We start from the raw sequence: 19,954 nt of genomic DNA, 5'->3' as shown, positions 1-19,954 counted from the left end.
CTGCTTTTTACCATGTCATTATGACATGAATTTAGAAATGCTGATTGTGTGAAATTATTAAAATAATCAAGCTCCAAGTGCTTATTTTATTGGCAGACTAACTATTTCCTTACCATAACTGATGACATTATCTAAATGTTAACATACTAAAACGCATCATCTTGCTGAATGCAAATAAAAATATCGAAGGTATCGATTTTGTCACTTTTTATTCATAAAAATGACATCTTTATTTCATAAATACGCCACAAAACATCCACAATGGCAAAACAATAAAAAAACCTTTCATCTTCACTCTCGCTACCGCTAAAATACGCCTCGCAGATTTTACTGTGTTATTAACTCACCACTACAAGGGATTTCATGGAAAAGTTTTTTGAAAGAGCAATGTATGCTTCACGTTGGATTTTAGCGCCTATCTATTTTGGGCTTTCACTGACACTATTGGCTTTAACCATTAAGTTCTTTCAAGAGCTATACCATATTTTGCCAAATATCCTTTCAATTCCTGAAGCAGACTTAATTTTGACGCTATTATCATTGATTGATATGGCATTAGTCGGTGGTTTATTGGTGATGGTAATGTTTTCAGGTTATGAGAACTTTGTCTCCCAAATGGATATCCCTGACAGCAGTGAAAAACTAGGCTGGCTAGGTAAAATGGACGCATCATCATTAAAAAATAAAGTCGCGGCCTCCATTGTGGCAATTTCCTCTATTCACCTATTAAAAATCTTCATGGACTTAAAAAGCGTCTCAAATGACAAACTGATGTGGTATGTCATCATCCATTTAACCTTTGTATTATCTGCATTTGTGATGGGCTATCTAGATAAAATGACCAAGAAATAAACGGTAAAATTTATACTTAAAGTGCCTAATTTAAACATCTAGGCACTTATCTATTCACTAATTTCATCTTTATCTCCCTCGTCGATTTCTGCTTTGTGTTACCATCAATAGCCTAAAAGACTAGTACCAAGGAACTCTACATGAGCCAACATTTTGTCGGTAAATATGAAGCTGAAATTAAATTTCAATTATCGGATCCCGACACCTTCTTACACAAAATAAGAGCCGATTTAGCTGAGCCATTTACGGAAAATAATACAGAGACAGATTATTTCTATGAAAACCTACATTCACCGCTGGCTGACAAGAACGTCAGTATGTGCGTACGTGAAATGGTGCCATCAGGCATAAAGTTGTGGATAGTCAAAGGCCCTGGAGCTTCTGAATGCAAAGCCATTAATATTGATGACTGCAACCATGTGCAAAACATGTTAACGACATTGGGATATCATTGCTACTTAACCACAACTAAAATAAGAAGCATTTATTTTCTGAATGATATCCACATCACAATTGATCACTTGAGTGGGATCGGCTGGTTTGCTGAGTTTGCCATTATGACTGATGAGCAGGACTTACTGGATAGTTTATATCAAACGTTGATGACGACCGCCAAACAGTATGGTTTTACAGAAGCGATGGTAGAAACTCGTAGTTATAAACAAATGTTTTTAACAGCACAGTGATTATATAAAGAGCCAATAAATTTTTGGATTTATACCCTAAAAATCATTGGCTCTCTAACCCTAATAACTATTGCCCACTGAGAATACGCGCAGGGTCTAACTTACTCGCTCGGCGAGCAGGATACCAACTGGCTAGTAAGCTTAATACAATGGTTGTAATTAAAACATAAACCACATCCATGACATGCAATTCAGAAGGTAAAAAGTCAATAAAATAGACATCACCCGATAAAATTGGATGACCAACAATAGCCTCTATAACCTTAATCATTGGTGTTAAATTTAAAGATATGACGACCCCAAGTACAGCACCAATCAGAGAACCAACCAGCCCCCCCAACAAACCATACCATAAGAAAATAGCACGAATCTGCCTATCTTTTGCCCCTAAGGTGCGCAATACCGCGATATCACTACTTTTGTCTTTAACCGCCATAACAAGAGTAGAAACAATATTAAAACACGCGACGCCAATCACCAATATCATAGCTAAGTACATGATACTTCTAACCATTTGGATATCATTGTACATATAACCATAATCACCTATCCAACTTTTTACAATAACATGATGCATAGTTTTCAAGCCTGCATCATAAACGACTTGATCGGCAATAAATGGGTCTGTGGCTTTGATTTCAAACCCCGTCACACCATCACCATAGTCGAGATATTCTTGTGCATCTGCGAGAGGAACGAGTGCTAGTTGGTGATCAAGCAGGCCACTAAGCTTAAAAATACCTGTTACTTGTACACGAATACGCTTAGGCTGCTGAATTTTTAAGCTGGCATCGGTATTTGGGATCATGATTGTCACCCAATCCCCAACTTTCACATTTAATGCATCAGCCACACCTTGGCCTAAAATAATCGATTGTTTGCCCGCTTCAAAATGCTGCCAAGCATTATTAAGAATGAATTGTGGTAATGCACTGACTTGTGGCTGAGTTTCTCGTGAAACCCCCATCACTTGGATTGCTTTTAAATTTGCACCACGCTCAAGTAACCCTGTAAAGTTAATGTAAGGGCTAACGCCTTCAACCCCTGGCGTTTTCCGGATAACTTGTTCAGCAAATTCCAAATCCTTATAGGGTGGTTTAACAGCATAAATTTGCCCATGGGGAACAACAGATAACACACGGTTATTTAATTCGCGTTCAAAGCCATTCATCGCGCTCAAACCAATAATTAACACCGCAACCCCAAGAACAATACCCAACGTTGAAACTATCGAAACTAACGAAACCATCCCTGTTCGGCGGCGACCACGGCTGAAACGCAGCGCTGTGAGTAGTGAAAGAGGCAACTTAGACATTACCGCGCCCCCAAGGTAATATCCTGCTGCAAATGCCCATCACGCATTTCCAATTGGCGAGATAACCGGCGAGCCAGTGTCATATCATGGGTGACCACTAAAAATGCAGTCCGCTGTGTTCGGTTTAATTCCCCCAACAATTCAAAAATGGCATCTGCATTACGTAAATCAAGGTTACCGGTAGGCTCATCCGCTAAAACCAGTGCAGGCTCATTCACTAACGCCCTTGCAATAGCAACACGCTGGCGCTCTCCTCCTGATAATTCAGAAGGACGATGCCCAGCTCGATGCGCTAGCCCAACCGCTTCTAGCATTTCAGTGGCTTTCAAAAATGCAGTTTCTTTCGCAATACCACCAATTAATAAAGGCATCGCCACATTTTCAAGGGCGGTAAAATCCGGTAAAAGGTGATGAAATTGATAAATAAAACCTAAATCTTTATTACGAATAGCAGCTCGCTCATCTGAAGATAATTGATTAATATGCTGGCCACGAAAGATAACATTCCCTTCTGAAGGAGTATCTAACCCACCCAGTAAATGTAATAAGGTACTTTTACCCGAACCAGAACTTCCCACGATAGCCATCATTTCCCCCAGCCCCATGGAAAAACTGACATTTTTCAACACTTGCGTCGACAATGTCCCTTCTTGATATGTTTTACTTAAATTTTCACAGACCAGAAGTGGTTGTTTATTCATAACGTAACGCCTCAGCAGGTTGAACCGCTGCTGCACGCCAGGAAGGATAAAGCGTTGCCAGCAGAGAAATCAGTATTGCACTAAGTGCAATAATTAAAATACCAGAGTAATCAAGCACAATCGGTAAAGAGACACCTTTTGGTAATAAACCAATCAGCGGCATAATGACATTCAGTTGGCTAGAAAGTATCGTACCTAATATTGTGCCAATGAGTGAACCAATCACTCCCGCTCCAGCGCCTTGGATCATAAAAATCATTAAAATTCGCCAACGTTTGAGGCCAAGGGTTTTTAAAATAGCGACTTCACCTTGTTTTTCCATCACTAACAATGATAGTGAAGTAATAATGTTGAATGCCGCCACCGCAATAATTAAACTGAGCAATAACCCCATCATATTTTTTTCCATGCGAACGGCTTGGAAAAACTCCCCTTTACGCTCTCGCCAATCTTTCCATACTAAGCCATTCGGCAACGCTTGCTGACTTAGAACATCAACCTTTAGGGGCTCATCCAAATATAAACGCCACCCAGTAATATGCCCTGTAGGATAACGTAACATGCGTGCGGCATCTTGTTGTGCTACGACAAGTTCACTTGTATCCGCTTCCCCATTTGTTTGGAAAATACCCGCCACAGTAAATAGGCGCTGGCTAGGAATGCGCCCCATTGGTGTTAGTTGACTCACCCCAGGTATAATTAAGCGGACTTCATCACCACGTTTTACCCCGAGCGTTTCTGCAAGTTTATTCCCCAGAAAAACATTATAACTGCCTTCTTTAAGGTCACTGCGTTGCCCAACAACCAGTTTATCCAATAACAGAGAAGGTTCTTCAGGTTCAATCCCCCCCATGACGCCAACGCCAACATTGGTTCGGCTTTGTAATACCACGTCAGATTGCACAATAGGTGCGATATGGCTGACACCGTTTAAATGCTGTAGACCAGTTATTGGATACTTTGCTGGGTCTATATTTCCAGAGGCAGATGTTAAAATTGCCTGCGGCATATAAGCAAGTATGCTATCTTGTAAAGATCGCTCGAACCCATTCATCACTGAAGTGACGGTTATCAATGCCGCCACCCCCAGTGTGATACCAATAGCAGATAAACTGGAAACGAAACGCCCAAATTTATCCGCAGCACGCCCACGTAAATAACGTAGGCCTATAAATAATGAGACAGATTGGTGCATGAAATCTATGATGCCCCTGTTGCCAAAGCGAAGTGTTCAGCGATAATAAAGGGTACGATTGATGAATGGAACCACTCGATGGTTTTTTTTCTGTTTTGAATGCCTTTTTGTCTGACTTTCAGACGAATTACGAGTTAAAACTGATTGTTTTGTTATGAATTTTGTAGTTTAACTATCCGTTGATTAGCTTAACTATTTTTCGTACAAAAATTGGCTATGTTTGTGCTAGCTCTTGTTTAACTGCTAACTAACCGCTGTGAGATACCGAAGATTTCTATGTTGTCAAAATTTCGTTATGAACTCCCTAGTCGTAGTGGCGATGTTCGCCATTTAGGTTGCCTTATCGGGGCGGCTGGTGCACTTGAATGTGGAGAAATAATACAACGTCATCAAGGGCCTGTTATCATCGTGACACGTGATATGCAAAATGCATTACGTTTAAGAGATGAAATTCAACAGTTTACAAAACACCCTATAGAGACACTTTCTGACTGGGAAACATTGCCATATGACAATTTCTCTCCCCATCAGGAAATTATTTCTCATCGTTTATCGACACTATACCGCTTATCCAGTTTACAAAAAGGCGCGTTAATTCTTCCCGTTAATACACTGATGCAAAAAGTCTGCCCTGCTGACTTTTTAACCAGCCATGCCTTAGTGATGGCAAAAGGTGACAAACTTTCCCGAGATAACTTACGTAATGAACTCGATAACGCCGGTTATCGCCATGTAGAACAAGTTTTAGAACATGGTGAATATGCCACACGTGGCGCTTTACTCGATTTATTTCCTATGGGAAGTTCATTGCCATTTCGTATTGATTTCTTCGATGATGAAATTGATAGCTTGCGAACTTTTGACGTTGACTCGCAAAGAACACTCGAAGAAGTAGAACAAATTAATTTACTGCCAGCTCATGAATTTCCGACCGATAAAGACGCTATTGAACGTTTCCGCAGCCAATGGCGCGAGCGCTTTGAAGTTCGCCGAGATCCAGAACATATTTACCAGCAGGTCAGTAAGAATACCTTACCGGCAGGTATAGAGTATTGGCAACCTTTATTCTTCGCGCAGCCACTGCCATCGTTATTTGAGTATTTACCGCCATCAAGTTTAATTGTTTCACAGAACTTACAAGAAGCGGCTGAACGCTTTCAGGTTGATACTCAGCAGCGGTATGAAAGCCGTGGTGTCGACCCAATGCGCCCACTGCTCCCACCTTCAGAGCTATGGCTAACTGTTGAACAACTTAATCAATCGTTAAAAAAATGGCCTCGTATTCAATTATCGCCCGAGTCTCTGCCCAAAAAAGCGGCAAATACCAATTTAGACTACCTGCCATTACCGGATATCAGCACACAAGGGCAAAGTAAAACACCGCTCGAAAAATTGCGGCAGTTTACTGAACAGTTTGATGGAACTATCGTCTTTTCTGTAGAAAGTGAAGGCCGGCGTGAAACTGTTACCGAGCTCTTAGCACGTTTAAAAATTCGGCCTGATATTATTCAAAGCTATACTCACCCTACTGACAGCCGATTTGCCATCACGATTGGGGCCGCTGAACACGGCTTTATTCAATCCGATATCCATAGGGCATTAATTTGCGAAAGTGATTTACTTGGGGAGCGTGTTGTTCGCCGCCGAACAGATAATCGCCGCACCATTAATACCGACACCCTCATTCGTAACTTAGCTGAATTACGCCCTGGGCAACCTGTTGTACATATTGAGCATGGTGTGGGTCGTTACCAAGGTCTAATTACTTTGGAAGCGGGTGGTATTAAAGCTGAATATTTAATTTTAACCTACGCAGGTGATGATAAGCTGTATGTTCCGGTTTCTTCACTCCATTTAATTAGCCGTTATGCCGGTGGTGCAGATGAAAATGCCCCGTTGCATAAATTAGGTAGTGATAGCTGGGGGCGTGCCCGTCAGAAAGCCGCAGAAAAAGTACGCGATGTCGCGGCTGAACTTCTTGATATTTATGCTCAACGTGCTGCTAAAGCCGGTTTTGCATTCAAACATGATAAACAACAATACCAAGAATTTTGCCAAGGCTTTCCTTTCGAAACGACACCTGACCAAGAAGTTGCCATCAATGCCGTTCTCAGCGATATGTGCCAACCCTTAGCCATGGACCGACTGGTTTGTGGCGATGTAGGCTTTGGTAAAACCGAAGTGGCAATGCGAGCCGCATTCCTAGCGATTAATAATAACAAGCAAGTTGCCGTTTTGGTGCCTACGACACTACTTGCCCAACAGCATTACGATAATTTTAAAGATAGGTTTGCTAACTGGCCTGTGCGTATCGAAATGTTATCACGCTTTAAAACAGCGAAAGAGCAACAACAAATTATTGCACAAACTGCTGAAGGTAAAGTTGATATTCTAATTGGTACCCATAAGTTACTGCAAAGTGACTTAGTATGGAAAGATTTAGGCTTACTCGTCGTCGATGAAGAGCACCGCTTTGGTGTCCGCCATAAAGAACGCATCAAAGCCATGCGTGCAGACGTTGATATCTTAACACTAACAGCCACACCGATCCCTCGTACTCTTAACATGGCCATGAGTGGCATGCGTGATTTATCGATTATCGCCACACCACCAGCGCGCCGTTTGGCTGTGAAAACCTTTGTGCGTCAATACGATGACTTAGTTGTCCGCGAAGCAATTTTACGGGAAACCTTACGTGGCGGCCAAGTTTATTACCTTTACAATGATGTTGAAAATATTGAAAAGGCAAAGGCACGCCTTGAAGAATTAGTCCCTGAGGCACGCTTTGTTGTTGGCCATGGTCAAATGCGTGAACGTGAATTAGAGCGCGTTATGACGGATTTCCATCATCAACGTTTTAATGTATTGATATGCACTACAATTATTGAAACGGGTATTGATATACCAACAGCGAATACTATTATTATTGAGCGTGCTGACCATTTCGGGTTAGCTCAACTCCATCAACTGCGTGGCCGAGTAGGACGTTCTCACCACCAAGCTTATGCATACTTGCTCACACCACATCCAAAAGCGATGACCTCTGATGCTCATAAACGCCTTGAAGCCATTTCTTCACTGGAGGATTTAGGTGCGGGGTTTGCTCTAGCAACTCACGATTTGGAAATTCGCGGTGCAGGTGAATTACTTGGTGAAGATCAAAGTGGCCAAATGACCACGATTGGTTTTACCCTCTATATGGAACTGCTAGAAAGTGCTGTTGATGCGCTAAAAGAGGGGCGCGAGCCTTCATTGGAAGATTTAACTAGCCAACAAACCGAAGTTGAATTACGCATGCCTGTTCTGCTGCCAGACGACTATATTCACGATGTGAACATTCGCTTATCTTTCTATAAACGAATAGCCAGTGCTAAAAATAGTCAGGAGCTCGACGAATTGCGTACAGAGCTAATCGACCGCTTTGGCAGCTTACCTGACGCAGGTAAATTCCTGTTAGCTAACGCAGCTATTCGATTACAAGCGCAATCCCTTGGTATTAAACGTATTGAAGCCCATGAAAAAGGTGGTTTTATTGAATTTGGTGATAAAAATAAAGTCGATCCAAGTTTCTTAATCAGCTTATTACAAAACCAGCCACAAACTTATCGGTTAGATGGCCCTGTTCGACTAAAATTTTTCCACGATTTAACAGAACGAGCCTCTCGACTAGAATTTATTAAGCAGTTACTTATCGGATTTGAAGAACACCAAATTATCTAGGTTTAAAGCTATAAAATGATAAAAGGCTACTTTCGTGTAGCCTTTTATCTCTATAATTTTTATATAATTATTATTCCATAAAGCCAAATGTATTTTTGTTCGGTTGCAGTTCTAAGATTGTTGATGAGTTTCTGGTGATTGGCAATTCATTTTGTTGCAAACAATAAAATGGTAATAATTCTTTTATATCACTGCGCATGGTTTCACACACTGAATTAGATGATGTTAGCACTAAGCGCCCTTTGTCATCCAAAGGAATAAACATTGATGGTTCATAGGATGTTCTAACTTTCCCAATGCTTTTATCAATTTGGTAAACGACGTCATATCCAACAATAACTAATTCCATTTTTTGTGTGTTAACACAGGTTTGATTTTGCATATCAAACAGAGATGGAAAGCCTTTCCCTTGTAATGCTTCAATCATGAAAATCATTTTGCATTCGCTTTGTGCAGGATGAAACCGAGAAAGGGATTGTTGGTTAAACGTGCCTAAGACTCCTGTTACTGTACAATTTTGGTACTCAACAAGGCGATTAGCTTTGATCGGCTCGACAGATAACACTGTCGCCAATTTCGTTTCAGGTTCTTGGTTGAATAAAATCACGAGCAATACAATAACGAATGCCACTACAGTTGCTAATAACAACTTAAATTTTAGCTTCATTGTATTAACCCTTATTAAAATATGCCGCATCTATTGTAACCACAATCTAAAATAATTCGATAATTACGTACTATTTGTATTGTTTTTTGGAATTATCTTAATTTATCATCAAAACAAATATTTATTATAACTGTATTAGAAACCATAAGTTTCACCATTAGTGCAACTTCACATATCACCTCAATTGAATGCGTTATTTTATAATTAACAATCAATAAGATAGATGGAGTGATTTCCATGATAACTTTTCGTTATATAAATACATTTATACTTAAATTATTTTAAACTTAAGGTAAGCTAAATTATATTGACTCAATATATATTAATTTGTAGGTTTTAATTTCATTTAAATACAATATATAAGTAATAGTGGCAATATAATCGATATTTAATCTCTTAAATTTGATCTAAATAGTTTTTCCAAGTAATATTTAACATAAATAAACCTTGACAGATTCAGTTAATATACTTTATTAGCATACCTATTTATCATTATAAAATACAAAAAACATGCACCTGTTATAGAAATACACAGGTGCATGGCGATCATCAAACCAAATTAAACCAGTAACTACTCGTAGATTAATGCAGTTTTAACTTTGGTCGAATAATTCTGTTAATACTGCCAACAAGCATCATTAGCCCTGTCTTAATGTAACCATGTAATGCAATTTGGTGCATACGATATAAAGAAATGTATACAAAACGCGCAATTCGCCCTTCTACCATCATATCCCCACGCATTAAATTCCCCATTAAGCTACCAACTGTACTAAATCGAGATAGTGAAACTAATGAGCCATGGTCTTTATATACATACTCTTTTAAAGGTTTGCCTTTCATTAAAGCAACAATATTGTCATAACAAAGGCTGGCCATTTGGTGGGCTGACTGTGCTCTTGGAGGAACAAAGCCCCCTTCTGGCTTAGCACAAGATGCGCAATCGCCAATAGCAAAAATCATATCATCACGAGACGTTTGCAATGTCGGCTTTACTACCAATTGGTTAATACGGTTTGTTTCTAATCCAGCGATATCTTTCATGAAATCAGGTGCTTTAATCCCCGCTGCCCAAACCATTAGGTCTGCATGAATTTTACCATCTTCTTTCGTATTCAAACCATCTGCATCAGCACTGGTTACCATAGTTTTCGTCAATACATTTACACCTAGCTTATTAAGTTCTTGGTGTGCGGCACTTGAAATTCGCGGAGGTAAAGCGGGTAGGATACGCTCGCCTGCTTCAACTAATGTGACATTCAGTGCATCTGTGTCTAACCCTTTAAAACCATAACTGGTTAATTGCTCAACCGCATTATAGAGTTCAGCAGATAACTCAACCCCCGTAGCTCCCCCCCCAACAATGGCAATATTAACGCTCTCTTCTGCGTTATCGCGTACTGAATAACGTAAAAATAGATTTAACATTTCATCGTGAAAACGGTGCGCTTGGTGTGGGTTATCTAGGAAAATACAATGTTCTTTAACACCCGGTGTACCAAAATCATTCGAAGTACTACCTAATGCCATGACTAAAATATCGTACTCAAGCTCACGCAAAGGAACTAATAATTCACCATGCTTATCATAAAGTTCACCGAGAACGACTGTTTTATTTTCACGGTCAATATTCGTTAGTGAACCCAGTTGGAAATTGAACGCATTATGGCGAGCATGAGCCAGATAGCTTATCGCATCGACGCCATCATCTAACGAACCTGTCGCAACTTCATGCAATAGCGGTTTCCATAAATGACTCGGGTTGCGGTCAACCAACGTAATTTGTGCACGTTTCTTACGGCCCAACTTACGGCCTAAACGTGTTGCCAGTTCTAATCCACCAGCACCGCCGCCTACAACGATGATTTTGGGTTGAGATAAGGTCATAAATCCCTCGAAACAAAATATATTAATGTTATTTAAGGCTTCTCATCTAGAAAAGCCTTATATAACAATAAGTAGCCACAGCTCCTTCCATACCAACTAGAATATCATGAGTGGTCTATTGGTAATACCAAATATTGATTCACATCAATTTAGTTGATTATTATGACTACGATCACATTCGTCAAATCATTTTTTCCACCAAATGAATCGAGTCAGCTTTTTGGTATTTATATCAATCAATTGTTTAATTCCACAGACAGAATAGTGATAATGAGAATCATTATTCTATCATTTTTTATTTGTTGCGCATAATCAATTACCCTCTTCTCATTTTCAACATACCTCTAAATAAAGCACAAAAAAAACTCCAAAGATGATAAACACCCTCAGAGTTTTTCATGAAATATTAAATTTTATTATTTAATTTTCTTTATACGCACATCAGTTGGAACTGAAACTGGCGAGTTATCTTTAAAGTATTGCATTAATGCTTCGTTGTCTGGAAGGCTATAAACACGGTCTTTACCTTGATTAAAGGCAGAGAAGCGGCTACCACCAGTTGCTAAGAATTCATTTGCAGCAACACGATAGCTTTTATTCATATCTAACGGCTTACCGTTTAATTTCATTGATTTTTGAATAACTTTGTCACCCACTGGGCGGCTGTCATCCCACTCGTAGTAAAAACCTTTAGAAACAGGCATAACTTGCGGACGAGCACGATCCCATTGTTGCTCAAGTGCTTGCTTGATTTGAGCACCTGTCAGTGACTGTGTGACAACCACATTAGAGAACGGTTGCACCGTGAAAATGTCACCATAAGTCAATTCCCCTGCTTTCATGTCAGCGCGAATACCGCCACTGTTCATAAATGCAATTTGTGCACCGCCTGCTTCTTTACTGGAGGCTGCATATAATTGACCATCTGCAATAATCTTACCTAAGGTAGAATCCCCTGCTGGTAATAATTTTTTATCCACATTAGCCGTCAAAGACCCCATCACTTGCTGTGAAATAGGTAAGGCAATTTTTTCGTATTTTTGTACGAAGGTGGTTAACTCAGGGTTTTTCTCATAACGGCTGGTTTCAACGGGGATATTTTTTGCATTGATGCTAACAATATCTTTCGTATTTCTATCAATCTCAATATTTAATTGAGACAATAAAGTCCCATTAGATTGAGCAGAAATTACTGTCATTCCATTGATTTCACAATTATACGCTTGGTGCGTATGGCCACTAACAACAAAGTCTACATTAGTATCTAACTGTTTAACGATATCAACAATTGGGCCTTTGATATTATCACAACGGTTAATATCTTTAACTTTAGTGTCAACTTGTTGTGTGGCACCTTCATGGATCAAAACACCGATACTATTAATACCCTGTGCTTTTAATAACTTAACTTGGTTATTGATAGTTTCAACTTCATTTTTGAATTCTAACCCTGCCGTTCCACTTGGCGTTACGATAGCAGGTGTGCCTTCTAACGTTAAACCAATAAATGCCATTGGAATGCCATCAAACTCTTTAATAAAGTAAGATGGGAACAGAGTTTCACCTGTTTCTTTAACAATAACGTTGGCCGCTAAGTAGTTGAAGTCTGCACCCGCAAAAGAATCTTTACCCACACAACCTGCGGTTGGGTGACAGCCACCGTTTTGTTTTCTCAGCAGCTCTTCTTTACCTTTATCAAACTCATGGTTACCAACTGCGCTGGTTTCCATACCAATCGCGCTTAGCGCTTCAATTGTGGGTTCGTCATAGAACATTGATGACAGTAACGGGCTAGCCCCTACTAAGTCACCAGCGCCAACCACGATAGTTTTATCGTTTTGTGCTCTTAATTGATTAACCAGTGTTGCAATTGACTCAATTCCGCCTAATTTACCATCACCCGGAGCTTGTAAAGCACCATGGAAATCATTAATACCTATGACTTGTACTTTTACGGTATCTGTATTTTTGGGAGCACAACCCGCCAAGAGTGCACCAGAAATAAGCAGTGTGAGTAATCCAATTTTATGTTTCATTTATCCTACCTTTTTTTAATCTTTTTCAACTATCGACTACATTTTAAAACGGTAAGTCGTTGTCATTGATCCAGATAACGAGTGTGCACGACGTGAGTGCCCATCATATAGTTTTGGCGTTGTATAGTCGTTTTCTTGCTGGTGGTGCCAACCCAGACCACCACTTAATGACACGGATAGATTCTCAGTTGGTTTCCAATAGCTAAACAGACCAAATTGACCTTGTTTTAATCTTTCACCTTCATATTTAAATTCTGAATAGTTGGTACGGGCACCAACAGACAGTTCTTTACTGATACGATATTCAGCCGCCATTGCAATCATGGTTTCGCCATCACGTACGTAGTCGATATCTGCATAAGCTGGAGAGTTAAAACGGCCACGCGTGTTACCAATCGGGTTACGCGCAAATTGTCCGACACCGTTCGCTTTTTTCGCTTGGGTATAAGTTAAGCCTGTGCTTAGTGTCCAAGGCGATTCAGGAATACGCCATTCCGCCGTTCCTGCATAGTGCCATGCACGCTTGTCAAAATTACGCTTACCTTTTTGTTTATCGGTCTCAGTACGTTTACCATCACTACCGTATTCATGGTTATAGATTTGTGTACCTAGTGTCACATCTGAAGTCAGTTTATATTTTGCTTCTAAACCTTGCTGACGGAATAAATCATCGGCTTGACCATAGAAATAGTAAACTTTCAATGGGTTAGTATTGTAGTTAATTCCACCCGTGATGACATGATTAACATTGTGTCGAACGCCGTTAGCATCAGTAAAATACATGGCATCAATGTTTGGGCTATCACGACGCATAACTTTTTTATCGAGATATAATAAATCCAAACTCCAATCACTGATCGCAGTATTCGTGTAGTAACCGCTATAGCTGTTCAATGATAAGCGCTGTGAATTCGTGAAAATACCCGTATTTTTCAGTGTAAACCAACCTGCTTTGGCATTAAATTTTACCGGCTCAAGGTCCAGTTTCACTTTTGCATAACGTTGACCAATTTTGTTGTACCCTTTCGCATGGCCATCATCATTATATAAAATTGCACGGGAGGCGAAGTCTTTACTTGCACCTAACTTGATACCACCATAATAGGAAGCATCAAAACCAATGACATCAGCAAAATAACCTGACTTGAAATCCGCTTGAAAGTTTTGACCCCAAGCATTCGCAACTTGTTTTCTATAACGGTTTTCGTCTTTATCAAAACGGTTTTCTGTTTTTAAGTATTTCCACATGTTACGGGTTGACAGTTCTAGCTCCGAATCTGCAATGAATGAATTTTCCTTGATAGAATCTTCCCAGTTACTGGCATTTGCCATTGCTACAGCTAAATAGCAAGGAGAAAGCATTAATAACGCAATATTTTTAACTTTCATTGGAGTTAACCTAGTTAATGATTATTTGAATTAATTTTATGCTGTGCCATGTTTCCATGAACAACAAAACACCATTTTTATTTTTAGCTTAATAAAATAATTTCACTTAAAGACAAACAGATACATCCATTTCAAACACATAAGTCATTTTTTAAAAAAATTTAATACAGTATTCGTCTGCATTTGTGTTTACTTATTTCTATGAATAGAGGTATCCCTTATAGGGATCACATAAATATATTATTTAATCGATAATGACATACTACTCACATTACGCGTTTATTTAACTTAAAATTCAAGCAATGACGCTACACTTACCCATTAAAAAATAATTACCACTCTATTCCTTATCTATTTTTTATGACAAAAGATGCCCCTGAGAAATAATCATCTCAAATAAATTTGAATATTTAACTTAAAATACAACTACTAAATTGCTGTTTTTTAAAATTGATTACTTATCACTCTAAATTGTCATAAATCTTTCATAATACGAATGCTATCGTAATTTTATGTCAATTAAAACGATCGCTGTCACAACATGTTACATCGGTTGCATTAAACTACCTAACAACAGTGATATTGGTCACATTTTGTCTTAAGGGGATCTTAATGTGTAAATCTTTCATTTGGATAGGATTCAATAAGTAATTCATTTATATCTGGTTAAAACACAGATTTAAATGGATATTTGTAATCCGCTTGATACATATAAAGACTCATGAATAAAATATAACCTAATAAAATTTCACATATAAATACATATTGCTGATAGGTGTATAACCAATCCATGAATGTTTTATTTAATTCCTCATAGAAGAAAGCATTATTCCCTACCGTTTAATTTCAATTAAGTAACATTTGAGTAAATGATAATCATGATTTAGTGATTAGACGCCTTTAACTCATCTAATGTTTCATTTATTTAAATTTATCTTAACTTTTGAAGGTAATCGATTTCATGATTAAAAGTATCATAATCATATTTAATAATTCCAACCAAATAAAAAACAGACCATAATCAAAATTTATAGCTGTTTATTTTAAATAAACTCAAAATTCAATTAGCAACAAATATAATAATCAATATTTTCATTTTTTTATTTCAAAAAACAATTTTCAAGATGATTATTTCAATAAAAGATTCTCTAATTATTTTTAATAGTGAAATAAGTATTGATTCATTTTTCTCTAATACAATTTAAAATAACATTAAGATTAACTGTGCAAATATCAATAAAGTTACGGGTAACTTTTACTGCGAGCAATAATTTTATTATTTTATTTATGCATAATCATAGGCTTTTTGATGTCTATTGATACAAAAAGGCCAGTAAATGAAATACTGGCCCTTTAGATATCATTGAAATTATTAGCGATGTTCTTGCCAACGTGAATGCAAGTCAACCAGTTGACGATGACTTTCTTTCCAACGCCCAACGGCTTGTAATTCTGTTAAGCTATATTGTCGACCACTATGATATAGCTTAGAAGCTTGGCTATCATGTTGTTTTGGTAAATTATCTAAAACACTGACAGCACCTTCACGATTATTACAGACTAAAATCATGTCACACCCAGCATTCAATGAAGCCTGTGCTCTCTCGGGATAACTTCCCATAACCGCCGCACCTTCCATCGATAAATCATCAGAGAAGATAACCCCCTGAAACCCAAGTTGTTCTCTCAATACTGATTTTAACCAAAATGGCGATCCACTCGCCGGACGGTCATCAGCTTGAGTATAAATAACATGGGCAGGCATAACCGCATCGAGTAGCTCTCGTTGAATAAAATCTTTAAATATCAACATGTCTTTACCACGGATCTTCTCTAAAGTGCGGTCATCGCGTGGTGTTTCTTTGTGTGAGTCAGCTTTCACAGCGCCATGACCAGGAAAGTGTTTTCCTGTTGTTTTCATTCCCGCACTGCGCATGCCTTTAATAAAACGCTCCGCCATAACCATCGCAATTTCAGGATCTTCGTGGAATGAGCGTTCGCCTATCGCAATACTTTGATGGCCAAGATCCAGAACAGGTGCGAAACTAATATCAATATCCATGGCTATCATCTCTGATGCCATTAACCAGCCCGCCTCTTCAGCAAGCTTGGCGCCATCCATTTCACTATTGAGCGCGGCAAATGCCTGAGCAGAAGGCAATGCGGTGAAACCATCACGAAAACGCTGTACTCGACCACCTTCTTGGTCAACGGCTATCAATAACCGGTGTCTTGATGCGTCACGAATTTGGCGAACAAGCTCTCGTAATTGCGCTGCATCATGAAAGTTACGGGTAAATAATATTAAGCCGCCCACGGATGGGTGTGCTAATATTTCGCGCTCTTCATTGTCCAATTCATAACCCTGAACATCTAGCATTATAGGGCCCATAACATGCCTCACTTATTAAACAAATTATCTCAATTCGATACTGTTTTCTGATAGCTTTCAGCCATCAACCTAATAAACCAAAATATTGTCTTAATGACTGTGAGTGTAACAAAAAGTCAGATGACTGGCTTTCATTCCACTGCACTTCATACCACATTAATGTCATATATTTTACCCAAGGTGCCCATGATTGACAGCTTTTCGCCAATTGCTGTTTGTCACGATAAGCACCGTGAATATCACAATATTGCGTTAAGAAAAAATCTCGCTGAATGTCAGTCAGACCATTAAATTGAAAATAGGTTTCTAAAGAAAAAGCGATATCTGTATTGGCTGCATATTCCCAATCCAATAGCATTAATTGCCCTGTTGATGTACGAACAATATTTTTTGCATGAATATCCATATGGGCAGGAGCCAGCTTCAGCGTTTTGGGAAATGCATCAGAGGTAAAATGACGATGTAATTTTTTCCAGCGAGGCGAAAACCTTTTTTTATCAATTAAATAGCCATAATGTGATATTGCATCGCGTAGTTGTAAATGATACCCCAGCAGTGGAGTGCGATGTAATTGTGTGACTATATTTGCAAGCTCGCACTGAAAACTAGGTAACAGAAAAGTATTATTATCAGGGTGTTGCCCTTCACACCACCCTAATAATAACCATTGCGCATTTCGGCCAATCACTTTAGGTGTAAATGAATAAGCGCGTAATTGCTGCAATATCCGCGCTTCTTTCTTTCGGTCAACATACAAAGCAGTTTGTGCATTTCCATCAGCGCGCGCGATAAACTTTATTTCACTACCAGATAAGGAACATTGCAACAAAAAGCTTCCACCTGATAGCCCTGTTAGCGAAGATATTTTCCAATCATGGACAGAGATTGTTGGAAAACACAACGCTAACAGCCGAAAAAGCGACTGCGGGTTACTCAATATTGTGCTTTCCAGTCCAAATAATTTCACCTGTTTGCACTTCCATCAATTGCATTTCAAGGCTTCTTTCTTTGTTGGAGCCTGACATCACGCTGTAGATCACATACTCCGCTTGAACATAGCGGCCTAACCCTATCGCTTTGCTACGGGTTACTAAGCTGTCTTCTTGTGATAAACCGAGTGTTTTACGTGCAGAACTCACCACACTGGCAGGAACAACTTTAAAGCGATTCGTGTTTTCAACCGCGGTTGTCATAACTGATGTCACAGCCTGCACAGGCAGTGAGCCATTCGTATTATTTTTCACTGAGTCAACTAACAATACTTTGCCACTTTCTACCCCATCCGCACTCACCATTTGATTAACTAAAGGCGTAATGGAAGCTGACCAATCTATAGTTTGTTGTTTTGGTGGAGTTGGCACAACATCAACGGGTGGCGGAGTCACTTCCGGTTGTTTTTCAGGCTCGACGGGCACTATCGGGGGTTGTGTACCTGGTTGTTGAGGTGGATATGAAGGGCAGCCAGCCAAAATTAATGTCGCGGCAGCAACCATTAAAATGCGTTTCATTATTATTCTCCGGCCTTTGGCGATAAAAATACATGAACACGTACATTTGTTGCACGTGGAGAGGAAGTCACGGCACGAACTTTCGCAACAGAATTCGCCGCAATTTGCTGATGCATAATATTTGAAGTGTCTACTTTTAACCCTTGCTTATCATACCAATATAAACGATAAGCAATATTGACCACTTCAGATTGCGAATTACTCATATTGATCGTGGCGATAGTTTGGTGATTTTCATTACCTATCACTGGGTTTTCGACAATGACCCCTTGTGCAAGTACTGCTGGCTCCATAATGATGCGCTGTTGCTCATTAAAAACCAGTCCTTGTGTCTTTTTAAATACGCAACCACTTAGCAACACGGTTACCAAAGCAAGTAATGCAATACGGTTCATCGTCGACCCCTATACCTTATTATTTCGCCAATAGAGGGCCTAATGGGCGACCACCCACTAGATGCATGTGGATATGAAACACTTCTTGGCCTGAATGTTCATTACAGTTCATGATTAAACGGTAACCATTCTCTGCAATACCTTCTTCTTTGGCAATTTTAGCCGCTACAGTAAACAAACGGCCTAACGCTAGTTCGTCATCCGCAGTAACATCATTCACAGTCGGAATTAATTTATTAGGGATGATAAGAATATGTGATGGTGCTTGTGGTGAAATGTCACGAAATGCCGTGACAAGTTCGTCTTGGTAAACCACATCTGCCGGGATCTCGCGACGGATAATTTTACTGAAAATCGTTTCTTCTGCCATTTCAATTTCCTTAGTCATTTAATCGTTCTTGTGAACTAATTTATACGTTATTTGTACCAACATTTAAATGAAACAAACGATTGAAGTTTTGCGTCGTAATTTCAGCAAGCTGCTCAACACTAACGCCCTTCAGCACGGCCATGTACTCAATAACATCCCGAACGTACGCGGGCTGGTTTTCCCTTCCACGATGAGGAACTGGTGCCAAGTATGGCGAGTCGGTTTCGACTAAAATGCGATCTAAAGGAACAACTCGGGCAGCTTCTCTAATTTGTTCCGCATTGCGAAATGTGACGATCCCTGAAAATGAGATATACATGCCCAAATCGAGTAGTTCCACTGCCGTATCTTTATCTTCAGTAAAGCAGTGTAATACCCCGCCACAATCCATCACGTTTTCTTCGCGTAAAATAGATAACGTATCTTCTCGTGCCGCACGAGTATGTACAATAACCGGTTTATTCACTTCACGACCGATACGAATGTGCTGACGAAAAGACTCTTGTTGTAGTGCAGCATTTTCTTGCTGGTAATAGTAATCCAGCCCAGTTTCTCCTAGCGCAACGACTTCGTTTCCTGCCGCTAATTGTGCTAGTCGTGCAAAATCATATCCCTCGTCTAAATTAAGGGGATGAATACCACATGAAAAAGCGATATTGTCACGCAGGCCAATCATTTTCTTCATGCTTTCAAAACCGTGCAACGTCGTTGCAACCGCTAACATGAAGCGAACATCACGAGCCGAGGCCTTTGCGATAACATCATCGACATTCGTGTGTAACTTTTCATAATCTAAACAGTCGAGATGACAGTGTGAATCAACAACAAACATATTTAACTC

At 39.4% G+C, this 19,954-nt stretch carries 16 protein-coding genes; 3 read left to right on the top strand and 13 right to left on the bottom strand.

What is annotated here, in order from left to right:
• Nucleotides 1-363 precede the first annotated feature (363 nt).
• Entirely contained in the window at nucleotides 364-852 is a 489-nt protein-coding gene (locus PSE72_RS00160) for a TIGR00645 family protein (protein WP_004911769.1), read from the top strand.
• Between the two features lie 140 nt (nucleotides 853-992).
• Complete coding sequence (locus PSE72_RS00155; RefSeq protein ID WP_115167073.1) at nucleotides 993-1,538, top strand: class IV adenylate cyclase; 546 nt, start codon at nucleotides 993-995, stop codon at nucleotides 1,536-1,538.
• Between the two features lie 67 nt (nucleotides 1,539-1,605).
• Here the strand turns inward: PSE72_RS00155 and lolE are convergent, their stop codons facing one another.
• From lolE to lolC, 3 genes are read right to left on the bottom strand one after another with little or no spacing between them, the layout of a single operon-like run.
• Nucleotides 1,606-2,853, bottom strand: a complete 1,248-nt coding sequence (gene lolE, locus PSE72_RS00150; RefSeq protein WP_115167072.1) for a lipoprotein-releasing ABC transporter permease subunit LolE — start codon at nucleotides 2,851-2,853, stop codon at nucleotides 1,606-1,608.
• The gene (gene lolD, locus PSE72_RS00145) at nucleotides 2,853-3,554 is read right to left on the bottom strand and encodes a lipoprotein-releasing ABC transporter ATP-binding protein LolD (RefSeq protein ID WP_115167071.1); all 702 of its coding nucleotides are present in this window, start codon (nucleotides 3,552-3,554) and stop codon (nucleotides 2,853-2,855) included. The genes lolE and lolD overlap by 1 nt, the downstream gene beginning before the upstream one ends.
• Entirely contained in the window at nucleotides 3,547-4,749 is a 1,203-nt protein-coding gene (gene lolC, locus PSE72_RS00140) for a lipoprotein-releasing ABC transporter permease subunit LolC (RefSeq protein ID WP_115167070.1), read from the bottom strand. The genes lolD and lolC overlap by 8 nt, the downstream gene beginning before the upstream one ends.
• Before the next feature lie 276 nt (nucleotides 4,750-5,025).
• On the opposite strand from lolC, the gene mfd reads away from it, so the two are divergent.
• On the top strand, nucleotides 5,026-8,469 hold the full coding sequence (gene mfd / locus PSE72_RS00135; RefSeq protein WP_198641061.1) for a transcription-repair coupling factor: 3,444 nt from the start codon (nucleotides 5,026-5,028) through the stop codon (nucleotides 8,467-8,469).
• Between the two features lie 70 nt (nucleotides 8,470-8,539).
• On the opposite strand, the gene umoD is transcribed toward mfd, so the two are convergent.
• The 10 genes from umoD to PSE72_RS00085 form a co-directional block, all read right to left on the bottom strand.
• The gene (umoD, locus tag PSE72_RS00130; RefSeq protein WP_198641060.1) at nucleotides 8,540-9,136 is read right to left on the bottom strand and encodes a UmoD family flagellar biogenesis regulator; all 597 of its coding nucleotides are present in this window, start codon (nucleotides 9,134-9,136) and stop codon (nucleotides 8,540-8,542) included.
• Between the two features lie 582 nt (nucleotides 9,137-9,718).
• Nucleotides 9,719-11,023, bottom strand: a complete 1,305-nt coding sequence (locus tag PSE72_RS00125; RefSeq protein ID WP_004911786.1) for an NAD(P)/FAD-dependent oxidoreductase — start codon at nucleotides 11,021-11,023, stop codon at nucleotides 9,719-9,721.
• A 416-nt stretch (nucleotides 11,024-11,439) separates the two neighbouring features.
• Nucleotides 11,440-13,059 carry a bifunctional metallophosphatase/5'-nucleotidase gene (locus tag PSE72_RS00120; protein ID WP_110731989.1) on the bottom strand — a complete coding sequence of 540 codons (1,620 nt, stop codon included), beginning with the start codon at nucleotides 13,057-13,059 and terminating at the stop codon, nucleotides 11,440-11,442.
• Between the two features lie 36 nt (nucleotides 13,060-13,095).
• Nucleotides 13,096-14,448 carry an OprD family outer membrane porin gene (locus PSE72_RS00115; RefSeq protein ID WP_115167067.1) on the bottom strand — a complete coding sequence of 451 codons (1,353 nt, stop codon included), beginning with the start codon at nucleotides 14,446-14,448 and terminating at the stop codon, nucleotides 13,096-13,098.
• Nucleotides 14,449-15,820: 1,372 nt separating this feature from the next.
• Nucleotides 15,821-16,840: a beta-N-acetylhexosaminidase gene (gene nagZ, locus PSE72_RS00110; RefSeq protein ID WP_004911794.1), complete on the bottom strand. Its 1,020-nt coding sequence runs from the start codon at nucleotides 16,838-16,840 to the stop codon at nucleotides 15,821-15,823.
• A 64-nt stretch (nucleotides 16,841-16,904) separates the two neighbouring features.
• Nucleotides 16,905-17,807, bottom strand: a complete 903-nt coding sequence (locus tag PSE72_RS00105; RefSeq protein WP_238563174.1) for a phosphotransferase — start codon at nucleotides 17,805-17,807, stop codon at nucleotides 16,905-16,907.
• Nucleotides 17,770-18,348 carry a penicillin-binding protein activator LpoB gene (lpoB, locus tag PSE72_RS00100; protein ID WP_004911798.1) on the bottom strand — a complete coding sequence of 193 codons (579 nt, stop codon included), beginning with the start codon at nucleotides 18,346-18,348 and terminating at the stop codon, nucleotides 17,770-17,772. Before lpoB ends, PSE72_RS00105 begins: the two co-directional genes overlap by 38 nt.
• Nucleotides 18,349-18,350: 2 nt before the next feature.
• Nucleotides 18,351-18,743, bottom strand: coding sequence for a YcfL family protein (locus PSE72_RS00095; protein ID WP_004911800.1), 393 nt, complete (start codon nucleotides 18,741-18,743; stop codon nucleotides 18,351-18,353).
• A gap of 19 nt (nucleotides 18,744-18,762) precedes the next feature.
• Entirely contained in the window at nucleotides 18,763-19,113 is a 351-nt protein-coding gene (gene hinT, locus PSE72_RS00090; RefSeq protein ID WP_004911802.1) for a purine nucleoside phosphoramidase, read from the bottom strand.
• Between the two features lie 40 nt (nucleotides 19,114-19,153).
• Nucleotides 19,154-19,945, bottom strand: a complete 792-nt coding sequence (locus PSE72_RS00085) for a metal-dependent hydrolase (protein ID WP_109911601.1) — start codon at nucleotides 19,943-19,945, stop codon at nucleotides 19,154-19,156.
• Nucleotides 19,946-19,954: the final 9 nt, after the last annotated feature.

It is taken from the genome of Providencia sp. PROV116 (assembly GCF_028482485.1).
In the GTDB taxonomy this organism is placed as follows: Bacteria; Pseudomonadota; Gammaproteobacteria; order Enterobacterales; family Enterobacteriaceae; genus Providencia; species Providencia rettgeri.
Note: the sequence above shows the minus strand (reverse complement) of the source record. Positions and strands in the feature narration are given on the sequence as shown.